This is a genomic window from Aeromonas sp. 11P, assembly GCF_051920165.1.
GTDB lineage: Bacteria > Pseudomonadota > Gammaproteobacteria > Enterobacterales > Aeromonadaceae > Aeromonas > Aeromonas veronii.
The window spans coordinates 2,475,979-2,491,724 of record NZ_JBQBDJ010000004.1; the positions used below are offsets into that span (position 1 = coordinate 2,475,979).

Annotated in this window: 11 protein-coding genes and 3 pseudogenes; all 14 read right to left on the minus strand. The window is 56.8% G+C overall.

The window, feature by feature from the left end:
• Positions 1-119: 119 nt before the first annotated feature.
• Positions 120-3,027 (minus strand): annotated as a pseudogene (locus ACTG1P_RS11370) (DUF6701 domain-containing protein); the annotation flags it as partial.
• 99 nt (positions 3,028-3,126) lie between these two features.
• Positions 3,127-4,542: pseudogene (locus ACTG1P_RS11375) on the minus strand (LamG-like jellyroll fold domain-containing protein); the annotation flags it as partial.
• 137 nt (positions 4,543-4,679) lie between these two features.
• Positions 4,680-5,105: an MSHA biogenesis protein MshP gene (locus ACTG1P_RS11380; RefSeq protein WP_440001317.1), complete on the minus strand. Its 426-nt coding sequence runs from the start codon at positions 5,103-5,105 to the stop codon at positions 4,680-4,682.
• A gap of 37 nt (positions 5,106-5,142) precedes the next feature.
• Positions 5,143-6,033 (minus strand): PilW family protein, encoded by an 891-nt coding sequence (locus ACTG1P_RS11385; RefSeq protein ID WP_440001318.1) that lies wholly within the window; start codon positions 6,031-6,033, stop codon positions 5,143-5,145.
• Positions 6,034-6,071: 38 nt separating this feature from the next.
• Positions 6,072-6,632 (minus strand): type IV pilus modification PilV family protein, encoded by a 561-nt coding sequence (locus ACTG1P_RS11390; protein WP_440001319.1) that lies wholly within the window; start codon positions 6,630-6,632, stop codon positions 6,072-6,074.
• Positions 6,619-7,116, minus strand: coding sequence for a prepilin-type N-terminal cleavage/methylation domain-containing protein (locus ACTG1P_RS11395; RefSeq protein WP_440001320.1), 498 nt, complete (start codon positions 7,114-7,116; stop codon positions 6,619-6,621). The genes ACTG1P_RS11390 and ACTG1P_RS11395 overlap by 14 nt, the downstream gene beginning before the upstream one ends.
• A 59-nt stretch (positions 7,117-7,175) precedes the next feature.
• Positions 7,176-7,649 carry a prepilin-type N-terminal cleavage/methylation domain-containing protein gene (locus ACTG1P_RS11400; protein WP_100654690.1) on the minus strand — a complete coding sequence of 158 codons (474 nt, stop codon included), beginning with the start codon at positions 7,647-7,649 and terminating at the stop codon, positions 7,176-7,178.
• A gap of 14 nt (positions 7,650-7,663) precedes the next feature.
• On the minus strand, positions 7,664-8,335 hold the full coding sequence (locus tag ACTG1P_RS11405; protein WP_440001321.1) for a type II secretion system protein: 672 nt from the start codon (positions 8,333-8,335) through the stop codon (positions 7,664-7,666).
• 77 nt (positions 8,336-8,412) lie between these two features.
• On the minus strand, positions 8,413-8,874 hold the full coding sequence (locus tag ACTG1P_RS11410; protein ID WP_440001322.1) for a hypothetical protein: 462 nt from the start codon (positions 8,872-8,874) through the stop codon (positions 8,413-8,415).
• Between the two features lie 77 nt (positions 8,875-8,951).
• Positions 8,952-10,172 carry a type II secretion system F family protein gene (locus tag ACTG1P_RS11415; protein ID WP_440001323.1) on the minus strand — a complete coding sequence of 407 codons (1,221 nt, stop codon included), beginning with the start codon at positions 10,170-10,172 and terminating at the stop codon, positions 8,952-8,954.
• Between the two features lie 3 nt (positions 10,173-10,175).
• Positions 10,176-11,884, minus strand: a pseudogene (gene mshE / locus ACTG1P_RS11420) (MSHA fimbrial ATPase MshE).
• Positions 11,885-11,958: 74 nt separating this feature from the next.
• Positions 11,959-13,038 carry a tetratricopeptide repeat protein gene (locus tag ACTG1P_RS11425; RefSeq protein ID WP_440001324.1) on the minus strand — a complete coding sequence of 360 codons (1,080 nt, stop codon included), beginning with the start codon at positions 13,036-13,038 and terminating at the stop codon, positions 11,959-11,961.
• The gene (locus ACTG1P_RS11430; protein WP_440001325.1) at positions 13,035-13,925 is read right to left on the minus strand and encodes an ExeA family protein; all 891 of its coding nucleotides are present in this window, start codon (positions 13,923-13,925) and stop codon (positions 13,035-13,037) included. The genes ACTG1P_RS11425 and ACTG1P_RS11430 overlap by 4 nt, the downstream gene beginning before the upstream one ends.
• A 92-nt stretch (positions 13,926-14,017) precedes the next feature.
• Entirely contained in the window at positions 14,018-15,682 is a 1,665-nt protein-coding gene (gene mshL, locus ACTG1P_RS11435; RefSeq protein WP_440001326.1) for a pilus (MSHA type) biogenesis protein MshL, read from the minus strand.
• Positions 15,683-15,746: the final 64 nt, after the last annotated feature.

Consider the following 15,746-nt stretch of genomic DNA (forward strand, 5'->3'; position numbering starts at 1 on the left):
GTCGCCAATCAATCAGGCGCGACAAAAATGCGAGTCATCACTCACTCGGACACGCTTGCAAACACTAATAAACAAGGATTTAGGGGGATGCTGTTGAGTCAGCCCCCCTCACACATCATTTACTGCAATACTTCGCGCCGATAAATAATTCTGTCATTACCCCGGCTGGAGCCGAAAATGGCCTCACCTTGCAGGTTGCCGTCATTGGCACTCGTTGGGTCAGACAACCAGAGTGGCGATGATGGCTGTTTTGCCAAATCGACTTTGTAGGGGATGCGCACCGAGATGTCCGGCTTGGCAAAGTGGAACAGGATCTCCCCATCTTTCGCCAGTGCAGCATCCCCACCCGGTGCCGAGCTGCCCAACCCCAGCTTGATCTTGCGACCCGCCCCCAGATTCAGCTCGCGAGTCGCCGCATCAAAGGTGTGACTCGGATTGAGGAAAATACCCCCCTGATTGGCCAAAGAGAGCTGGGTACATTGATCTTCCTTGTTTTGCAGCCAGTTGCCCGCTTCGTAATATTGCATCTGCAGTGGAATGGCCAGCGGCGCCGAGGCCAGGCCAGCCGCCGTACCAGCCTGCAGGCGGCCAAAATAGGCTTTCATAGGCACACTGTCTATCTGACGGGCATTACAGCCGCTACCACTGCAGTTACCTACCACGGCATCATTGAAATTCGGGCTGGCAATCAGCGTTCTGTCGCCATCGTTATCCCTCATATACAGACCAAACAACAAAGACTTGTAGGGACCATCCGGTTGCGTGCCAGAGAGGCGCACAAACTCGCTGCTACCGGTAGTCAAGGCCGCACGGCCATCGAGCCATGGCAGCAGCTGCAGACTGCGCAAGCGGCTCGACAGGGATTTACCATCCTTATCATTGGCAACCGCGAGATAGGCTTCGCCCTTGGCAAAGGGCCCAGTATAGTTTCGGGTCTGTACACCCGTCGTATTACGAGCCAGCACATCCAGCACAACGCCAAAGGGCTGCCCCATATAGGAGAACGCATTGCAGGCCGGCACTATGTCGCCGCTCACCAGATTGAAGTCGGCAGGAATAAAACGTCCCACCGACTGGCTCTGGGCTGATGGGATGGTGTAATTGAAGTAGCCATTGGCTGGTGGCGTCGCCGTCATACGGAACACTCCCACCTCGCTCACGGTCTGGCTAACGCTATTGGCACTGTTGGCCGCAGCCACATGGTTATAGATGGTAGTACCCAGCGTTGCATTGGTGCCCGGATTGGGTGCCACCAGCGTACTGCCCAGAGCAATATTGGGCAGGGAAAAGTTGGGCGTAGTCTGATTCCCGGCGCAGATATCCCCATCATTGGCGGATTCCCAGGCCATCGCCTTGATATCTACCTGGAACGTCTCCCCCGCTTTTTTGAATACCGGACAACTGCTGTTACCTGCCACGCAGACCCCTTGCAGGGGCGTAATGCACAGACCGACAGGACGTGCCACAAACGTGTCGGACCCCGTCATCACCAGACCCGCCGTCTCACCACTGCCATTATGACTTGCTGAAAGCTGCATCTGACCCGCATCCGGGTAGGTCACTTTTTTCAAGGTCGCCTTACCCTGATTATCGAAAGTCAGGTTAAGGGTGGTTGGCGTTGGTGAAGAAACACTGCCGGCATAAGTTGCAATGGCGTTGCCATCTATCGAGATCTTGCTACCAAAGTTATTGGTATTTGGATTGTTGTACGTTCCCCAAAAGCCGACAGACCTCACGCCGGTAAATCCGGGCACACATTGCTTGGTAATGTCGTCTTTTTTAACCGCACTGATAGTTACATCCTGAGGCTGGTTGGAATAAGTATCAGACACATCAAAGAAGAAGCCGCTATCAGCAAAGTTCAGGGTACAGGCTGCGGTACTGGGAGTCCCGGCCCCGGCCTTGCACAAGGTTTCACTGAGTGGTTTGACAGCAGGAACGGAATTGTTCACGCCCATCGTAACTTGGGTCTGAGTATTGTTACGCAACAATACTTTGCCCGTTCCACCGGTAAAGGTCACCGTATTGCCACTCACATTGTTGGCACCAGACAATGGGTACCAACCACCATCCAAGATACTCTGTGGCGACAAGGAAACAGCAACTTGTTCGGTAATCAGCAGACTGCAATCTGGATTTGCACACGCCTTGATAGTGATCTCTTCCGGATTGCAGGTCAGAGGTTGACCCGAGTACTGCAACTCGAAATGATCTACCTGAACGCCTACCTCTCTTGATTTCAGCGCACATATTTCTACGTTATCGAGTTCGTGAATATTGGTCAGGGCACCTGTAGAACCTGTCAATGACACATAAAAGTCTTGCGGTAATGGACTTTGGCCCAATGCAGGATCCAGCGCATCAAACGAATCGATAAGAGAGATAAACCCGTTTCCCGTATCACGCTCTACTTTGACAATCGCTCGCCCACTGGTTCGTGAATCAATCGTCAGGCGGTAACGATGGTTGGCGCTACCGTTACCATCTACCTTTGGACTCAAGCAACTGGTATTAACATTGGTAGTTCCGTTATTACAGGTGCCTCGCAGATAGTTATATCCGGAATAATTGGATCCCGAGCCACGCACGACAACCGATTGCGGGCGATAGCCCACACTCCCCCCCCCCCCCCCCAAAGGATGAGAAGTTGCCATATTCATCCAAGCCAAATCCGAGCCAACCGCCAGCAAATCCAGGTGAGTTACTCGGTTGATAATGGCCATAACCCAAGGGCCCCCCAGCAGCACCTGGCTGTGGCGTCACTGACGCGTCAGAAAGCACAACTGTCATGCCATCTGCACCAGTGCTCGTGCCACCATAGGCGTAGTGATTAAATGTCAGCGTCACCAGATTGCCAGCAGCAGGAAATAACCTCTGATAAGTCGCAGAGGTTGCTTGTCCCGTGCTGGCTTGGGTCATCCGTAAACGTCGGTCTGCCGTAATGGATGGTATAAATCCGCCAGCACTCTGCTTGACGGCCCACCTATCACCGAGCGGCTGGGAGAAGTCATCGGTCTCACAAATCAATGTCGAGCCACCACAGGGATGACGTTGACTATATAACTCAGCTATCTGAGCGTCAGACAGGGCCAAACCATAAATAGCAACCTCATCAATTCGGCCATTAAAGCTGCGACTATCGATATAATCTCGGCCAATCTCCAAATTTTGTGTATTTGCTCTTAATGAGTTTGCATCATTACCTTTAGCCGTATCAGCGACGCCATTGACATATATTTTTTGACGTTGATTGTTAGCAGCCATTGCATCATAGCGAATGACTATATGGGACCACGTATTTAACGGTATTTTGGTGTTTGTTGTCAGTGCCTGGTTCACGCCAGAACTTCTCTCCCAATACCAATACACTCTGCCTTGACTATCCAGATGAAACTCATAGTTGCCATCTTTTGACACGATAGAATACAAATTCCCAGCCGATGGCAGACTTACCGGATATACCCAAGCAGAAACAGTTAACTGATTTGAAAATGACAGGCGAGCGTCATGCGGCACTTCAATGTATTGATTACTACTGCCAGTAAACTCACCATAACCACAAGTGCCAAGATTATTCGCGTTTGCAGGTAATGCAGGCGACACAGTATTAGTTTTCGCTCCCCTCATTGCGCGACCATGTAGCATATCAGCAACAGCGTTTTTGACTTCTCCTGCAACGCCAGTCCACTTACTCTCTTCAAGCTGATACAAGGCAACAGGTGCCGGGACACAAGCATTCACCGGATTTGACACTGGTAAGCAAGTACCAGTCACAGAGCTATTGTTGACATTCACCACCCCACCGGCATTATTTGTTGCAGCAGTCAGATTGCCATAAACCGTAGAATTGGTAACAGTGATATTATTTGATGTGGTCGAGATAGTGACGGGGCTACCCTGAGCACCGAGTTGACTGCCTGTGGCATTAAATGAGCTGGCACCTGTGACACTTCCACTGGTCATATTGACCGAATTTAAGGTAACCGGATTGTTAGCACTCATGGTGATGTTACCACTGTAGGTTCCACCTGCCATGGTCACAGAATTATTTGCTCTGATATCCCCTGACAATTGCACATTAGTTACGCTGACAGCGTTATTGCGGCTGGTTATATTTCCCTGCACAACCCCAGAACTTAGCGATACATTCCCTCCAGTAATTACATTGCCATACAGATAAATATTGTTCAGAGTGACATTGGAACTGTTAGCGGAAATGTCACCATATATAGTATTTTGATAACCTTGAGCGGTAATAGCACCAGCAGTAGCTTGCAGGCTAATTTTGTTTGATATATTGCCTACTTTGCTATTTACGAGAGAAAAACCAGCGCTGGCAACAACAGTTGAGTTCGTATTGGCGATAAGTACATCGCCATCATTTAATGTCACTTGGCCATTACCGCCAGTACAGGTATAAGTGCTTCCTGATTTTTGCCACGAAGTGTTGCAAGGTGGGTATTGGTTACTGGATAAATTATATTGCTGTGCCACAGCGGTACCGCAGAAAAGTAATAAACCAACCAGCCATTTAATATTCATCACTTTCCTCTCCACTTATATCATCTGCCGCAATATCGATCGTTAGTACAAAGTGCAGGCGAATGACTTGCACTGAAACAGCGATAACCACTCCAGCCAGAAGTGACTAACACAACCGACATCATCGCCATCACGATTCATGGCGTTCCTCCATCATAAGCTTCGACCATCAGGGTTCGGCTCACGGCAAAATCCGGGTTGGCACTGTCAAGGTCCGAGCTGCCACAGGTTCCGACACTCTCGAGACGATAGCCATTGGTCACAGATCCGTTGTAGGTCACCGGCACCGTGGCGCAACGAACCACAGCCTGACAGTTGGTCAGTCCGGGAGTGCTGGCAAAGCTCAGTGGGCTGCTTGCCAGGCAGACCGCTGGGGGGGTCGGTTGGGCAAGCGTGCGCTTGGGGAACAACCGATAGAGCGCTACTTCCAGCCCGCTCTGGGCGGCCAGCAGAGCCCGCACGCTGCGCACCTCCACGGTATTTTTCTCGCCGCTATCGACCAGAAAACGGCCCATTGCAGCCGCCAGCAGGGCCATCACCACAATCACAAACAGGGCGATCATCAAGGCACTGCCTCGCATCCGTCCGAAAGCCTGTGGATCAGGGCACATTGAACACCTCTATCTTGTGGTTGAAGGTGACCGACTCCCCCTTGCGCTCGAAGACAAAGCGCATGCCAAACTCCCCTTCGGCGTTAAACGCCGAGGTTTCCCGATAGAAGGTGCCAATACGAAGGGAATCGGCCATCAACACGCCTTGAGCGGGTAACGATGCACCAATGGGCGCGGTGGCACGGGTGAGCGTGCTTCCTTCCACACAGTAACGTACCTGCTGGTTGGCAAAGTAGACCCGGCTGCCTGGAGAGAGACCAGCCAGACTCTCGGTGCTGGTATAGCGGATGGTTTGCGCTCCGGATACGGGCGTCAGCACATCGGTAACCCTGGCTACGCAGCGGCCATAATCACAGCCTGCAGTAAGCGAACCGACATTTTTGTCCGGCACGGGAAATACAATCAGCTGATCGTCTTTTTTAACGGCGGTGGCATCCACATCCAGCGGATTGGCAGCGGAAGCGGGGGTCGCCATCACCAGCTCAAGGGTAGCCGCGCTCCCAGACATGGCGCGGTTAAGCGCCAAATAGCGGCTCGAGGTGCTGATGGGCCAGAATCGCAAACAGGCACCGGTGTCGTCCCATATCCCGCCAGTCGTCTCGATCCGCTCCGAGCCCGGCACCGCATCACGCAGTTCGCGGTTAAGCCGCTCCATGGCGAAGCGGGCATCGCTCATCAGCTGCTCACGGCTGCTGGCATCGCCATAAATCTGGGTGCCGATACCGATAAACTGGCTGGTAAAAGTCGCCATAATCCCGAGCAGCAGGATGACCATCACCAGCTCGACCAGGGTAAAGCCACTGTTACCCCGAGGTTTGCGGTAGGTGCGATTGGCCGCCAGGCGTAATCGAACGCCGGAAGTGGTTACAGGCGCGGACATTCGGACAGGCAAGCAACCTCCGACAGCGGAGCGATCCATCAGTAATTCCCCCGATAGAAGGAGAAGTCGAGCACGCTCTGATCCGGTAGTTTGATCTGCAGATCAATACGCTTGCCCACAGAGCAGGGGGCGACACAACTCTTGAAGGTGCCGTCGCTAAAATCAGCTCCGCTCACCGCAATTTTCACCTGATAGTTGCGATACTCTTCGCTGCTGACTCCCCCCTCAGTTGTGGTCAGCGTGTTGGCATCCACCCAGTTACCTGCGGTATCGAAATCATCCACATCGTTATAGGCGTAGGATGCAGGTTCGCCATCCGGGCCATAACTGGTGGAGCAGGAAGAGATGGTCACCCCTGCCACCTGCTCGCCACAACGATAGCGACCACCGTTATGATCCGAATGTTCATCAAACGACTTTTGCAAGATCTCGCCGGAGAGGCGCTGGGCCAGCTGGGCGGCGCGTACCTGCTGCACCGGATCCACCGCCTGCGGCGCCTGATCGATAAGCAACCCCAATATGCCGGTCAAGGCCACCGCCAGCAGCACTATACCGACGATCAGCTCAATCAGGGTGAAACCACGCTTAAGGGATCTCATGGATAAACCCCTCGGATTCAATCTTGATGCGGCTGGTTTCGCGACCATCACTCACCAGCAAGGTACAACCGGTGGCGCAACTGCCTAGCGGCCTGCCCATCTGATCGAAGCGCAGCACGAAGCGGTTGTTGCTGTTATTGAGGGAGATAGACATATCGGCAGAGGGGGTCACCAGCCGACCACGGGTCTCCAACTGGGGAGTCCAGCCACTACTGGTATCCAGGTCATCGCTGGCGGGACACGCAACATAAGTACGGTGGGCAAAACGGGGAGAGGCAACCACCAGCTGGGTACAGCGGTTGGCAGGCTCATGCATATTGACGGTCTGTACCAGCCGCAGGCGGGTCAGCAGCTCGTCACGTACGGTTTGAGTTTCAAAGCCGCCTTTGCCCAGCCATTTGGGCACGGCAAAGGCGGCCAGAATCCCGAGTAACAGGATCACCAGTACCAGTTCAATCAGGGTAAAGCCCTTGGTTGCAGGCATGGGTTTTCTCATCAGGGAAAAGAGAAAGCGAGGCCGAAGCCTCGCTTTAACATTATGGATTATGGGGTTACAACACATGCATTGGTTGCGTCGAATTTACCCAATTCCGCTTTAGCGGGTGTAGTAGAGGTGGCTTGAGTGTAAAGAACACAATCAGACTTTTCTTTCGCATCGTTTGGTGCAAAACGGAATGTGGAACTAGAGGCTGAAACGCCTTTCCAGGAACCATCAATAGTCACAGCTTGCTCAATGCCGTCTGCAGATGCCTTGGGGTAACCGTACACAACTTGAATAGTTGTACCATCAGAGCTTGATACAGCACCGGAAGAGGCTGTTTCCAACCCTTCCAACGCAGCTTTGCTATATACCAGTTGAGAAGAGCTCTGTACTGCAGCCAGAACTCCGCTTGCCGCTGCAGTTTTTGCATCATCCTGCAGATTCAGGAACTTGGGTGCAGCGGTGACCGCCAGAATACCCAGAATGATGATCACGATAACCAGTTCGATCAGGGTAAAACCCGCCTGTTTTTTCATTTCACTTTCCTCTGTTAATTAATATTTGTGGTCACCTGACCGGACGCCGGACGGTAACTGAAACTCATAAATGCATCAGTCTTGCCTTGCGGATCCTGATACTTGCCATCACTGCCCTTACTCAAACTATTGACCAAATAGTAACGGCAGACCGAATCCAGTCCATTACTGCTCACTGTGGCATAGTATTTCAGGTCATTGCCGCTACCGCGCACTTCATTGAAGCTGGCCGTAGCCTTGGGCGGGTTTTGCAGTAACCCCTCCCAAATATTGAGACAACGTTCGGCAGTCAGATTGGCCGGATCCACATCGGGATTACCGCTTGCAACGGTATCCATGGGATAGCCGGGCGACAGCTCGCCGTTGCTGATCTGGGTATCGTTCGGAGTGGTCAGATAGAAGCGGCTGCCGTCATAGAGCACGGTATTGAGGCTGTCCTGTTTGGCGCGACCTTCCGCCTCCCATTGAGCACGCACCAGCGAAACGCCGGTAGCAAAACCGCCGGAGACCCCTTCCACGCTGGCCTTCTTCGCTTCATCGGTCACATCGAGAAAGCGCGGCAGCGCCGTTACCGCCAGGATCCCCAGGATCACGATAACGATCACCAGCTCAATGAGGGAGAAGCCGGCGGCCCGTCTCCTCATCCCGTTTACCGGCATTGTTGGTGCCATTGGTTTCATTGTCATGCTCCCTCCGTAATGCCCCGCATTATTTCATGCAGGCCCAAAAAAATCATGTAGTTGGGTCATATGATTAGTTTCATTCAAGGCTTTTTCATCACCCGCCCGTCAGAAAACTGATAAACCAGCCAATAACCATCCCACCCCATCTCGCAACCACTGCCATCGGGGCGGGCTAGAACCTGCAGGGGAGGCATGCTCCCCTTCGTCTCTCCCACCAGTGCCAGCCACAACTGACGGCAATTTTCCGAAGGGGATTGCAGCGGCACCAGCCCCAGAGGCCAACCCTTGGCGTCAAACTGCCACCCCTTGCCGGCGACATGCAGTATCTGCGGACGCCGCTCATCGAGCCAGATCCCGTGCAAACGCTGTGCCCGCTCGGCAAATTGCTCCCCCAGCAAGGTGAGTGTGAGCTGCTGCGCCTCTTCCCGGTGGCTCTGATAGCTGCGCACCAGGGTCGCCACAATCACCATCAGCAGGATGATCACGGCGATCCGCCGATATCCGGTCAGCCAGCGATCATCCTGCTGCGTCTGTCTGCTCATCCAGCCCTCGACTCCACCGATCACTTGCCTCTTACGGCTCTCATCATGTCCCACCACTCAAGCGTGAAGATGCCGAGTTACTTGCCGCGAACAGCGCGCATCATGTCCCACATTGGCGTAAAGATCCCGAGTGCCAGGATCAGCACCATCACCGCCACGATCCCGATCAGGATCGGCTCGATGCGGGCGGTGAGACTCTTGAGGTCATAATCCACCTCCCGCTCGTAATACTCGGCCGCTTCGTGCAGCAGGTCATCGACCTGACCGGTCTCCTCCCCCACGGCGATCATCTGCATCACCAGCGGGGTAAACAGGCCACTGCTGCTGGCGGTGCGCAGCAGGCTCTCGCCCCGCTCGATACCGGCGCGCATATCCCGCACCCGCCCCGCCATATAAGCGTTATCCACCGCATCGGCCACCAGGGTCAGCGCCGTGTTTAGCGGCACCCCGGCCTTGAGCATCATGGAAAAACTGCGGGCAAAACGGGCCAGCAGGGAGCGTTCTATGATGGTGCCGACGATCGGCAACTTGAGTTGCCAGCGGTGCCAGGTCAGCTTGCCCTTGGTGGTGGCTACCCAACGGCGCCAACCGAACACCATCCCAGCCAGAATGGCGAGCAGCAGCCACCAGTAGTGGACAAAAAAGTGCGAGGTGGCGAGCAGAATGCGGGTCGCCAGCGGCAACTCCACCCCGAATTTGGCGAACATCCCGGCAAACACCGGGATCACCATGATATTGAGGATTACCATGGCGATACCGATGGCGATCATCACGAAGCTGGGGTAGCGCATGGCGGTCTTGATCCGCTTGCGGGTCTCCAGCTCCAGCTCGAAATAGTTGGCGAGCTGCAAAAAGGCCTCTTCCAGCTGACCTGTGTTCTCACCCACATGGATGATGGCAACAAACAGGCTGCTAAATACCTTGGGATGCGCCTGCATCGAGCTCGACAGCGGACGACCATTGCCGAGATCTTCCCCCAGCGAGTGCAGCGCCCGCTTGAGCGGCTTGCTGTGAGTGCTCTCCTCCAGCCCGGCAATGGCGCGCAGGATCGGGATCCCGGCCCGGGTCAGGGCATACATCTGGCGGCTGAAGATCACCAGCTCATCCAGCTTGACGCCCCCTTCCAGCAGCAGTGACCAGTCGATGGCAGCGGATTTGGCCTTGCCCGGTTTGAGCTCGGTCGGCATCACGCCACGGCGCATCAGCTGCTCGGCGGCCGCCATCTCGTTGGCCGCTTCGACCACGCCACTGGTCGAGTTGCCCTGGCTGTCACGCCCCTTGTAGGCAAAGTTAGCCATCGCTTACCCCAAATCCTCGGCCAGTCGCAGCACCTCGTCCACCGAGGTGATCCCCTGACGGGCATAATCGAGGGCAGTGAGGGCCAGCGGCCGGTAGTGTTCGTGTTGACGGGCCGCCTTGGCGAACCCTTCCGCATCGTTGCGGCGCAGGGCATCCATCATCGGCTGATCCAGCTCCAGCAGCTCGTAGACCCCGATCCGGCCGGAATAACCGGTAAAGTTGCAGCTCTGGCAACCCCGCCCCTTGTGATAGATGTACTGACTAGGCGCCTCGCCAGAGAGCACAGTGAGCCAGGTGGCCTGCCCTTCGTCGGGCGCCTTCTCCTCGACGCAGTGCTCACATACCCGCCGCACCAGCCGCTGGGCGACCACCGCCCGCAGGGCGCTCGCCACCAGATAGCCGGGCGCCCCCATGTCGATCAGGCGCAAGGCACTGGTCACCGCATCGTTAGTGTGCAGAGTGGTCAGCACCAGGTGACCGGTGATGGCGCCACGCAAGCCGATCTCCACCGTTTCGTTGTCCCGCATCTCACCCACCAGCAGGATGTCCGGATCCTGACGCAGGGTGGAGCGCAGCACGTTGGAGAAGGTGAGGCCGATCTTGGGGTTGACCTGCACCTGATTGACGCGGGAGAGACGATACTCCACCGGGTCTTCTACCGTGATGATCTTGTTGCTGGACTGGTTGAGCTCGGAGAGCGCGCCATAGAGGGTGGTGGTCTTGCCGCTACCGGTGGGGCCGGTCACCAGGATCATCCCGTGCGGGCGTTTGAGCTGGCGACGGAAACGGGTCAGGATCTCAGGCGGCATGCCGGTCTCGGTCAGCGACAGGATGCCGGAGGATTGATCCAGCAGACGCATCACCACCGACTCGCCATACTGCACCGGCATGGTGGACATCCGCACATCCACATCGCGACCGCGCACCTTCATGTTGAAACGGCCATCCTGCGGCAAACGCTTCTCGGAGATATCGAGCCCCGCCACCAGCTTGAGGCGCAGCACCAGCGCCTGGGCGATCCGCACCTCGTTGAGGATATTCTCGTGCAGAATGCCGTCGATCCGCTGGCGAATGCGCAGCACCTTCTCGTCCGGCTCGATATGGATATCCGAGGCGCCAACCTGCACCGCGTCTTCAAACAGGGAGCGCAGCAGTTTGGCCACCGTAGCCTCCCCCTCATCATTAGCTCCCAGATTGCTGGAGCCCAGCTCGAAGCCGGAGTCCTGATACTCCTCCTGCAGCTGTTCGGCGAAGCCTCGATTTCGCGGGTACGGCGGTAGAGCCGGTCGAAATACTCCAGCAGCTGCCCTTCTCGGGCAACCGCCAGCACCATGATGCGCGGGCTGAGCAGGGCAGCGATGGCATCCAGCGCACTCAAGTCGGCCGGATCCGACATGGCCACCGTTACCCGGTCGTCGGTGAGATTGACCGCCAGCGCCCGGTAACGGCGCGCCTGCACCTCGGGCAACAGCGGCACGGCGGCGGCATCTATGGTGAGGTTGTTGAGATCGAAGAAGGGTACATCCAGCTGACGGGCGAGGAACTGCAGCAGCTGCACCTCGCTGATAAAGCCGAGGTCGATGAGGGTGGTGCCCAGCTTGCGGCCGGTCTGACGCTGCTGCTGCAGGGCAAGCTGCAACTGATCATCAGAGATGATCTGCTCTTGTACCAGCAGGTCGCCGAGGCGCATTTTCAGTCTGGGTTGTGCCATGTTTGCTCCGATCTCTGTTACTTCACACCCGTTGCCGCATCCGATTCCACTTAGCTAATCGAACCAGCTGTTTATCAAGGGGTTAGTTGGCCAATTCGTTGTTCCAGCCAGTTGGTCGACGCCTCGCCGAGGTTGCCGTGCAGCAAGGCGTTGCGATAGGCATCGAGCGCCCGCTGGCTGTGACCCTGACCATCCTCGGCCACGCCGAGGCCAAGCCACCAGCGGCCCTGATCCGGCTGCTGACGCAGCAGCTTCACATAGAGCGCCGCCGCATCGGCATTCTGGCCCAGCTCCTGAGTCAGCCCGGCCCAGGTGGCGTAGTAGTCCATGTTGCTGGCGAGATCCGGCTGATAGCCGGACAACCAGCCAAGCGCCTGCTGCTGCTGCCCCTCGCTGATGGCAAGACGGGCCAGTAGCAGACGAAAATCGGCCTGCTGGGGATCGAGACGGATCCCCTCTTCCAGCAGCTGACGCGCCTCGGTCAGGCGGCCCTCGCCGTAGAGCAGCCCCGCCAGCTGCTCGCGCGCCCCCTGGTTGTAGGGATCGTGGGCCAGCACCTGATAGTAGTTGTCCTGCGCATCCCGCAGGCTTCCCTTGGCCATGGCGGTGGTCGCCTTGCGCTCCGCCAGCGCCGCCAGCTCCTTGGCCGACAGCTCCACCGTCTCGATCTTCAATACGCTCGGCTTGCGCGGCGCGCTGGCGACGGCCTGCTGCTCTGCCGCCAGTTCGGCGTAAAGCTCGGGCTGCAGCTCTTCATCGGTCGGCTCGGATTCGTCAACATCGCTGGAGGCATCAAAGGGCGCACCGTCGGCCACGTCGGCCGAGTCACTCTCGCCTGCCTCATCATTCACCTCGTCCTGACTTGGCAGCGGCAGCGCAGCCGCCACCTCGACCGGCTCGAGCTGGCTGACTGGCGCGGCGGCCCTTGCCACCACATCGGGGGCGATCACTTCGCTGGCAGCCATCACGGTATGGGTCTGCTGCCAGTAGATCCAGGTTCGCCAACCAAGGATCCCCAGTGCCAGACCGCAGATCAGGGTCAACAGCAACATCCACCATCCCTGCTGGCGCGCAGGGGCAATATAGACGGCAGCACCTTCGGATCCTTGCTGGCGCCGATCCAGATCTTTCAGCATCTGGTTGATAACGCTCATGGCCAGACTCCATAAGCCAGGGCGCACCCCAGCAACAGTAACAGGGGCCACCAGCGCCGTAGCGCAAAGCGGCTGGCATCGTCGGTATCGCGAATGGCGAGCCGTACCAGATGGCTATCGATCTGACGCACACCCTGACCATAGGCCAGCATCAGACACTTCTGCGCCAGGATATTGATAAGTCTCGGGATCCCTCGCGATGCTCGCCACAACAGACGCATGGCGCGACCTGCGAACAGCGGTGCCCCGCGATACCCGGAGACCTGCAATCTGTGCTCCAGATAGGCGCGAGTCTCGTCAAAACGCAGCGGCCGCAGGCAGTAGGAGAAGCCAATCCGCTGGCGCAGTTGGCGCAGATGCGGCTTGCCCAGTCTGGTATCCAGCTCCGGCTGGCCGAACAGCACGATCTGCAGCAGCTTGCTCGATTCGGTTTCGAGATTGCCGAACAGGCGGATCGCCTCCAGGGTCTCGTCCGGCAGCGCTTGCGCCTCGTCGATCAGCACCACCACCCGGCTGCCTTGCTGGTGCAGACTGATCAGGTGACGATGGATACGATCGGTCAGATCCAGCTCGCTCTGATCCCGTACCGCCAACCCCAGCTCCAGTGCCAGCGCGATGCGCAGCTCGGCCGGAGTGAGGTGGGGATTGGGCAACCAGGCAAGCCGCACCGGACGCGATTCCGAACCCAGTTCGCTGAGCAACTTGCGGCAGAGCAGGGTCTTGCCGGTACCCACCTCGCCGGTCACCTTGATAAAGCCCTCCCCCTGCGCCAGCGCCCAGTTAAGCACTTGCAGAGCCTCTTCGTGAGGCGGCAGGCCGTAGTAGAAGCCGGTGTTGGGAGTGAGGCTGAACGGTGCCTCCTGCAGGCCGAAGTGGGTCAGGTACATGAGACCTCACCTGCCACGGCAAGCAAGCAGCCTGTGCTGGCAAGGCCGCACAGGCCGTTCGGGATAAGGGTGACCGCATCTGGTGTCATGGGTCAGCCCTTGGCCGGATACCACTTGTCGAGCAGCTCAGAAGAGCGTTGCAGCTCGTTTTGCCAGGTATCTTTCTCCACCACGGTCGGTTTGAGCATGATCACCAGCTCCACCTTCTTGGTGCTCTCGCGGCGGTTGGTAAAGGCTTCACCCACCCAGGGAATATCCCCCAGCAGCGGTACCTTGCTGACGATCTCCTGCTTGTCGGTCTTCATCAGGCCGCCGATAACGATGATGTCACCGTTATTGGCCTGCACTACGGTATCGGACTCTCGAATGGAGCTTTTCGCCAACGGCAACACCAGCGTATCGCTGTCTGTCACCTTTATGGTCTTGGTTTGCTCTTCAGTATCGATAACGGAGGGATGGATATGCAGCAGCACCTTCCCCTCTTCATCGATCTGTGGTGTTACATCCAAAGAGATACCTGAGAAGAAAGGGGTCAACTCTACATTGGGAGTTGTTCGGTCACCGCTCGTCGTGCTCACGGTTGTTGTCGATGCATTGGTGACAAAATATTCGTCCGTCCCCACCTTGATCACCGCCTTCTGGTTGTTGGTCGCGGTGACACGGGGGCTGGAGAGGGTATTCACATCGCCCTGGGTCTTGAGCAGGTTGACCGCCACATTGAAGTTGCCGTCAGAGATCTTGAAACCGGCGCCGCCACCCAGTGCAGTGAAGATCTGATTAGGGGTGGTGGGTAACTGGGTATTGGCCAGTGAACCGCCACCGGTAATCCCCTTGTTGCCATCCCAGCTGGCGGAGAGACCGCTCCAGTCCACCCCCTGCTCATACCCTTCGTTGAGGGCAACTTCGATGATCCGCGCCTCCAGCACCACCTGCCGCTTGAGGTGACTATCGGATTGATTCAGGAATTCACGCACTGCCTTGAGCTCTTTCGGGTAGGCGCGGATGGTGACCAGACCTGCCTGCGGGCTGGTGATCACGGCGCGTCCATCGCCAGAGCCAATCAGAGTCTGCAGAGAGTCACGCAGATCGGTCCAATAGTCGCTGTTGGTATCGGTCTCGATACGGGTGCCGTTACTGCTGTCACCGTTCGAGTTGTTGCTGGAAGAGTTATTGGTGCTGTTGTTGGACGAGTTGTCGAAGCTGCCGTTGCTGTCGTTGTTGCTGTCATTGGCCGTCACCCCGCCGGTACTGACCGAGGTGCGGGAGAGGCCACGACGGGACATCATCAGATAGTTGACCGGGATGGTCTCGGTGCGCAGACCCGCCGGATAGATATGGAAGACATTGCCCTTGCGCTGCACGTCGAAGCCATACATGTCGCCAACCACCGCCAGCACCTCCGGCAGAGTCACATCCTTGAGCTCGACGGAGACCAGCCCGGCCACCCCGGGGTGAACCGCCACGCTGTAGCGGGAGCCCTTGAACAGGGAACCGAAAAACTCCACAGCCTCCACGTCGTGAGCCGCGATACGCAGCCGCTTCTCCGGCATGCCGACCGGCATCTGCGGCCGGTTCAACTGCAGCAATTCACTTTGCACCGATTTGGGCAAAGCGGTCAGAGGGGCAGCCTGTTTCTGCTGTTCGTTCATGGCCTGTTTGAGAGCATCCTTGGCCTGGGTCGGCTCGGGGTGCTGATACGTGGTACAGCCTGCAGCCATCATGGCCACGGAGATCAGACAGAGACGGTGTTTTTTCATGTAATTAGGGCACCCTGACTTGCAATTAAACTCGATAAAGCCGATTCACCTCTCGAGAGGCAAG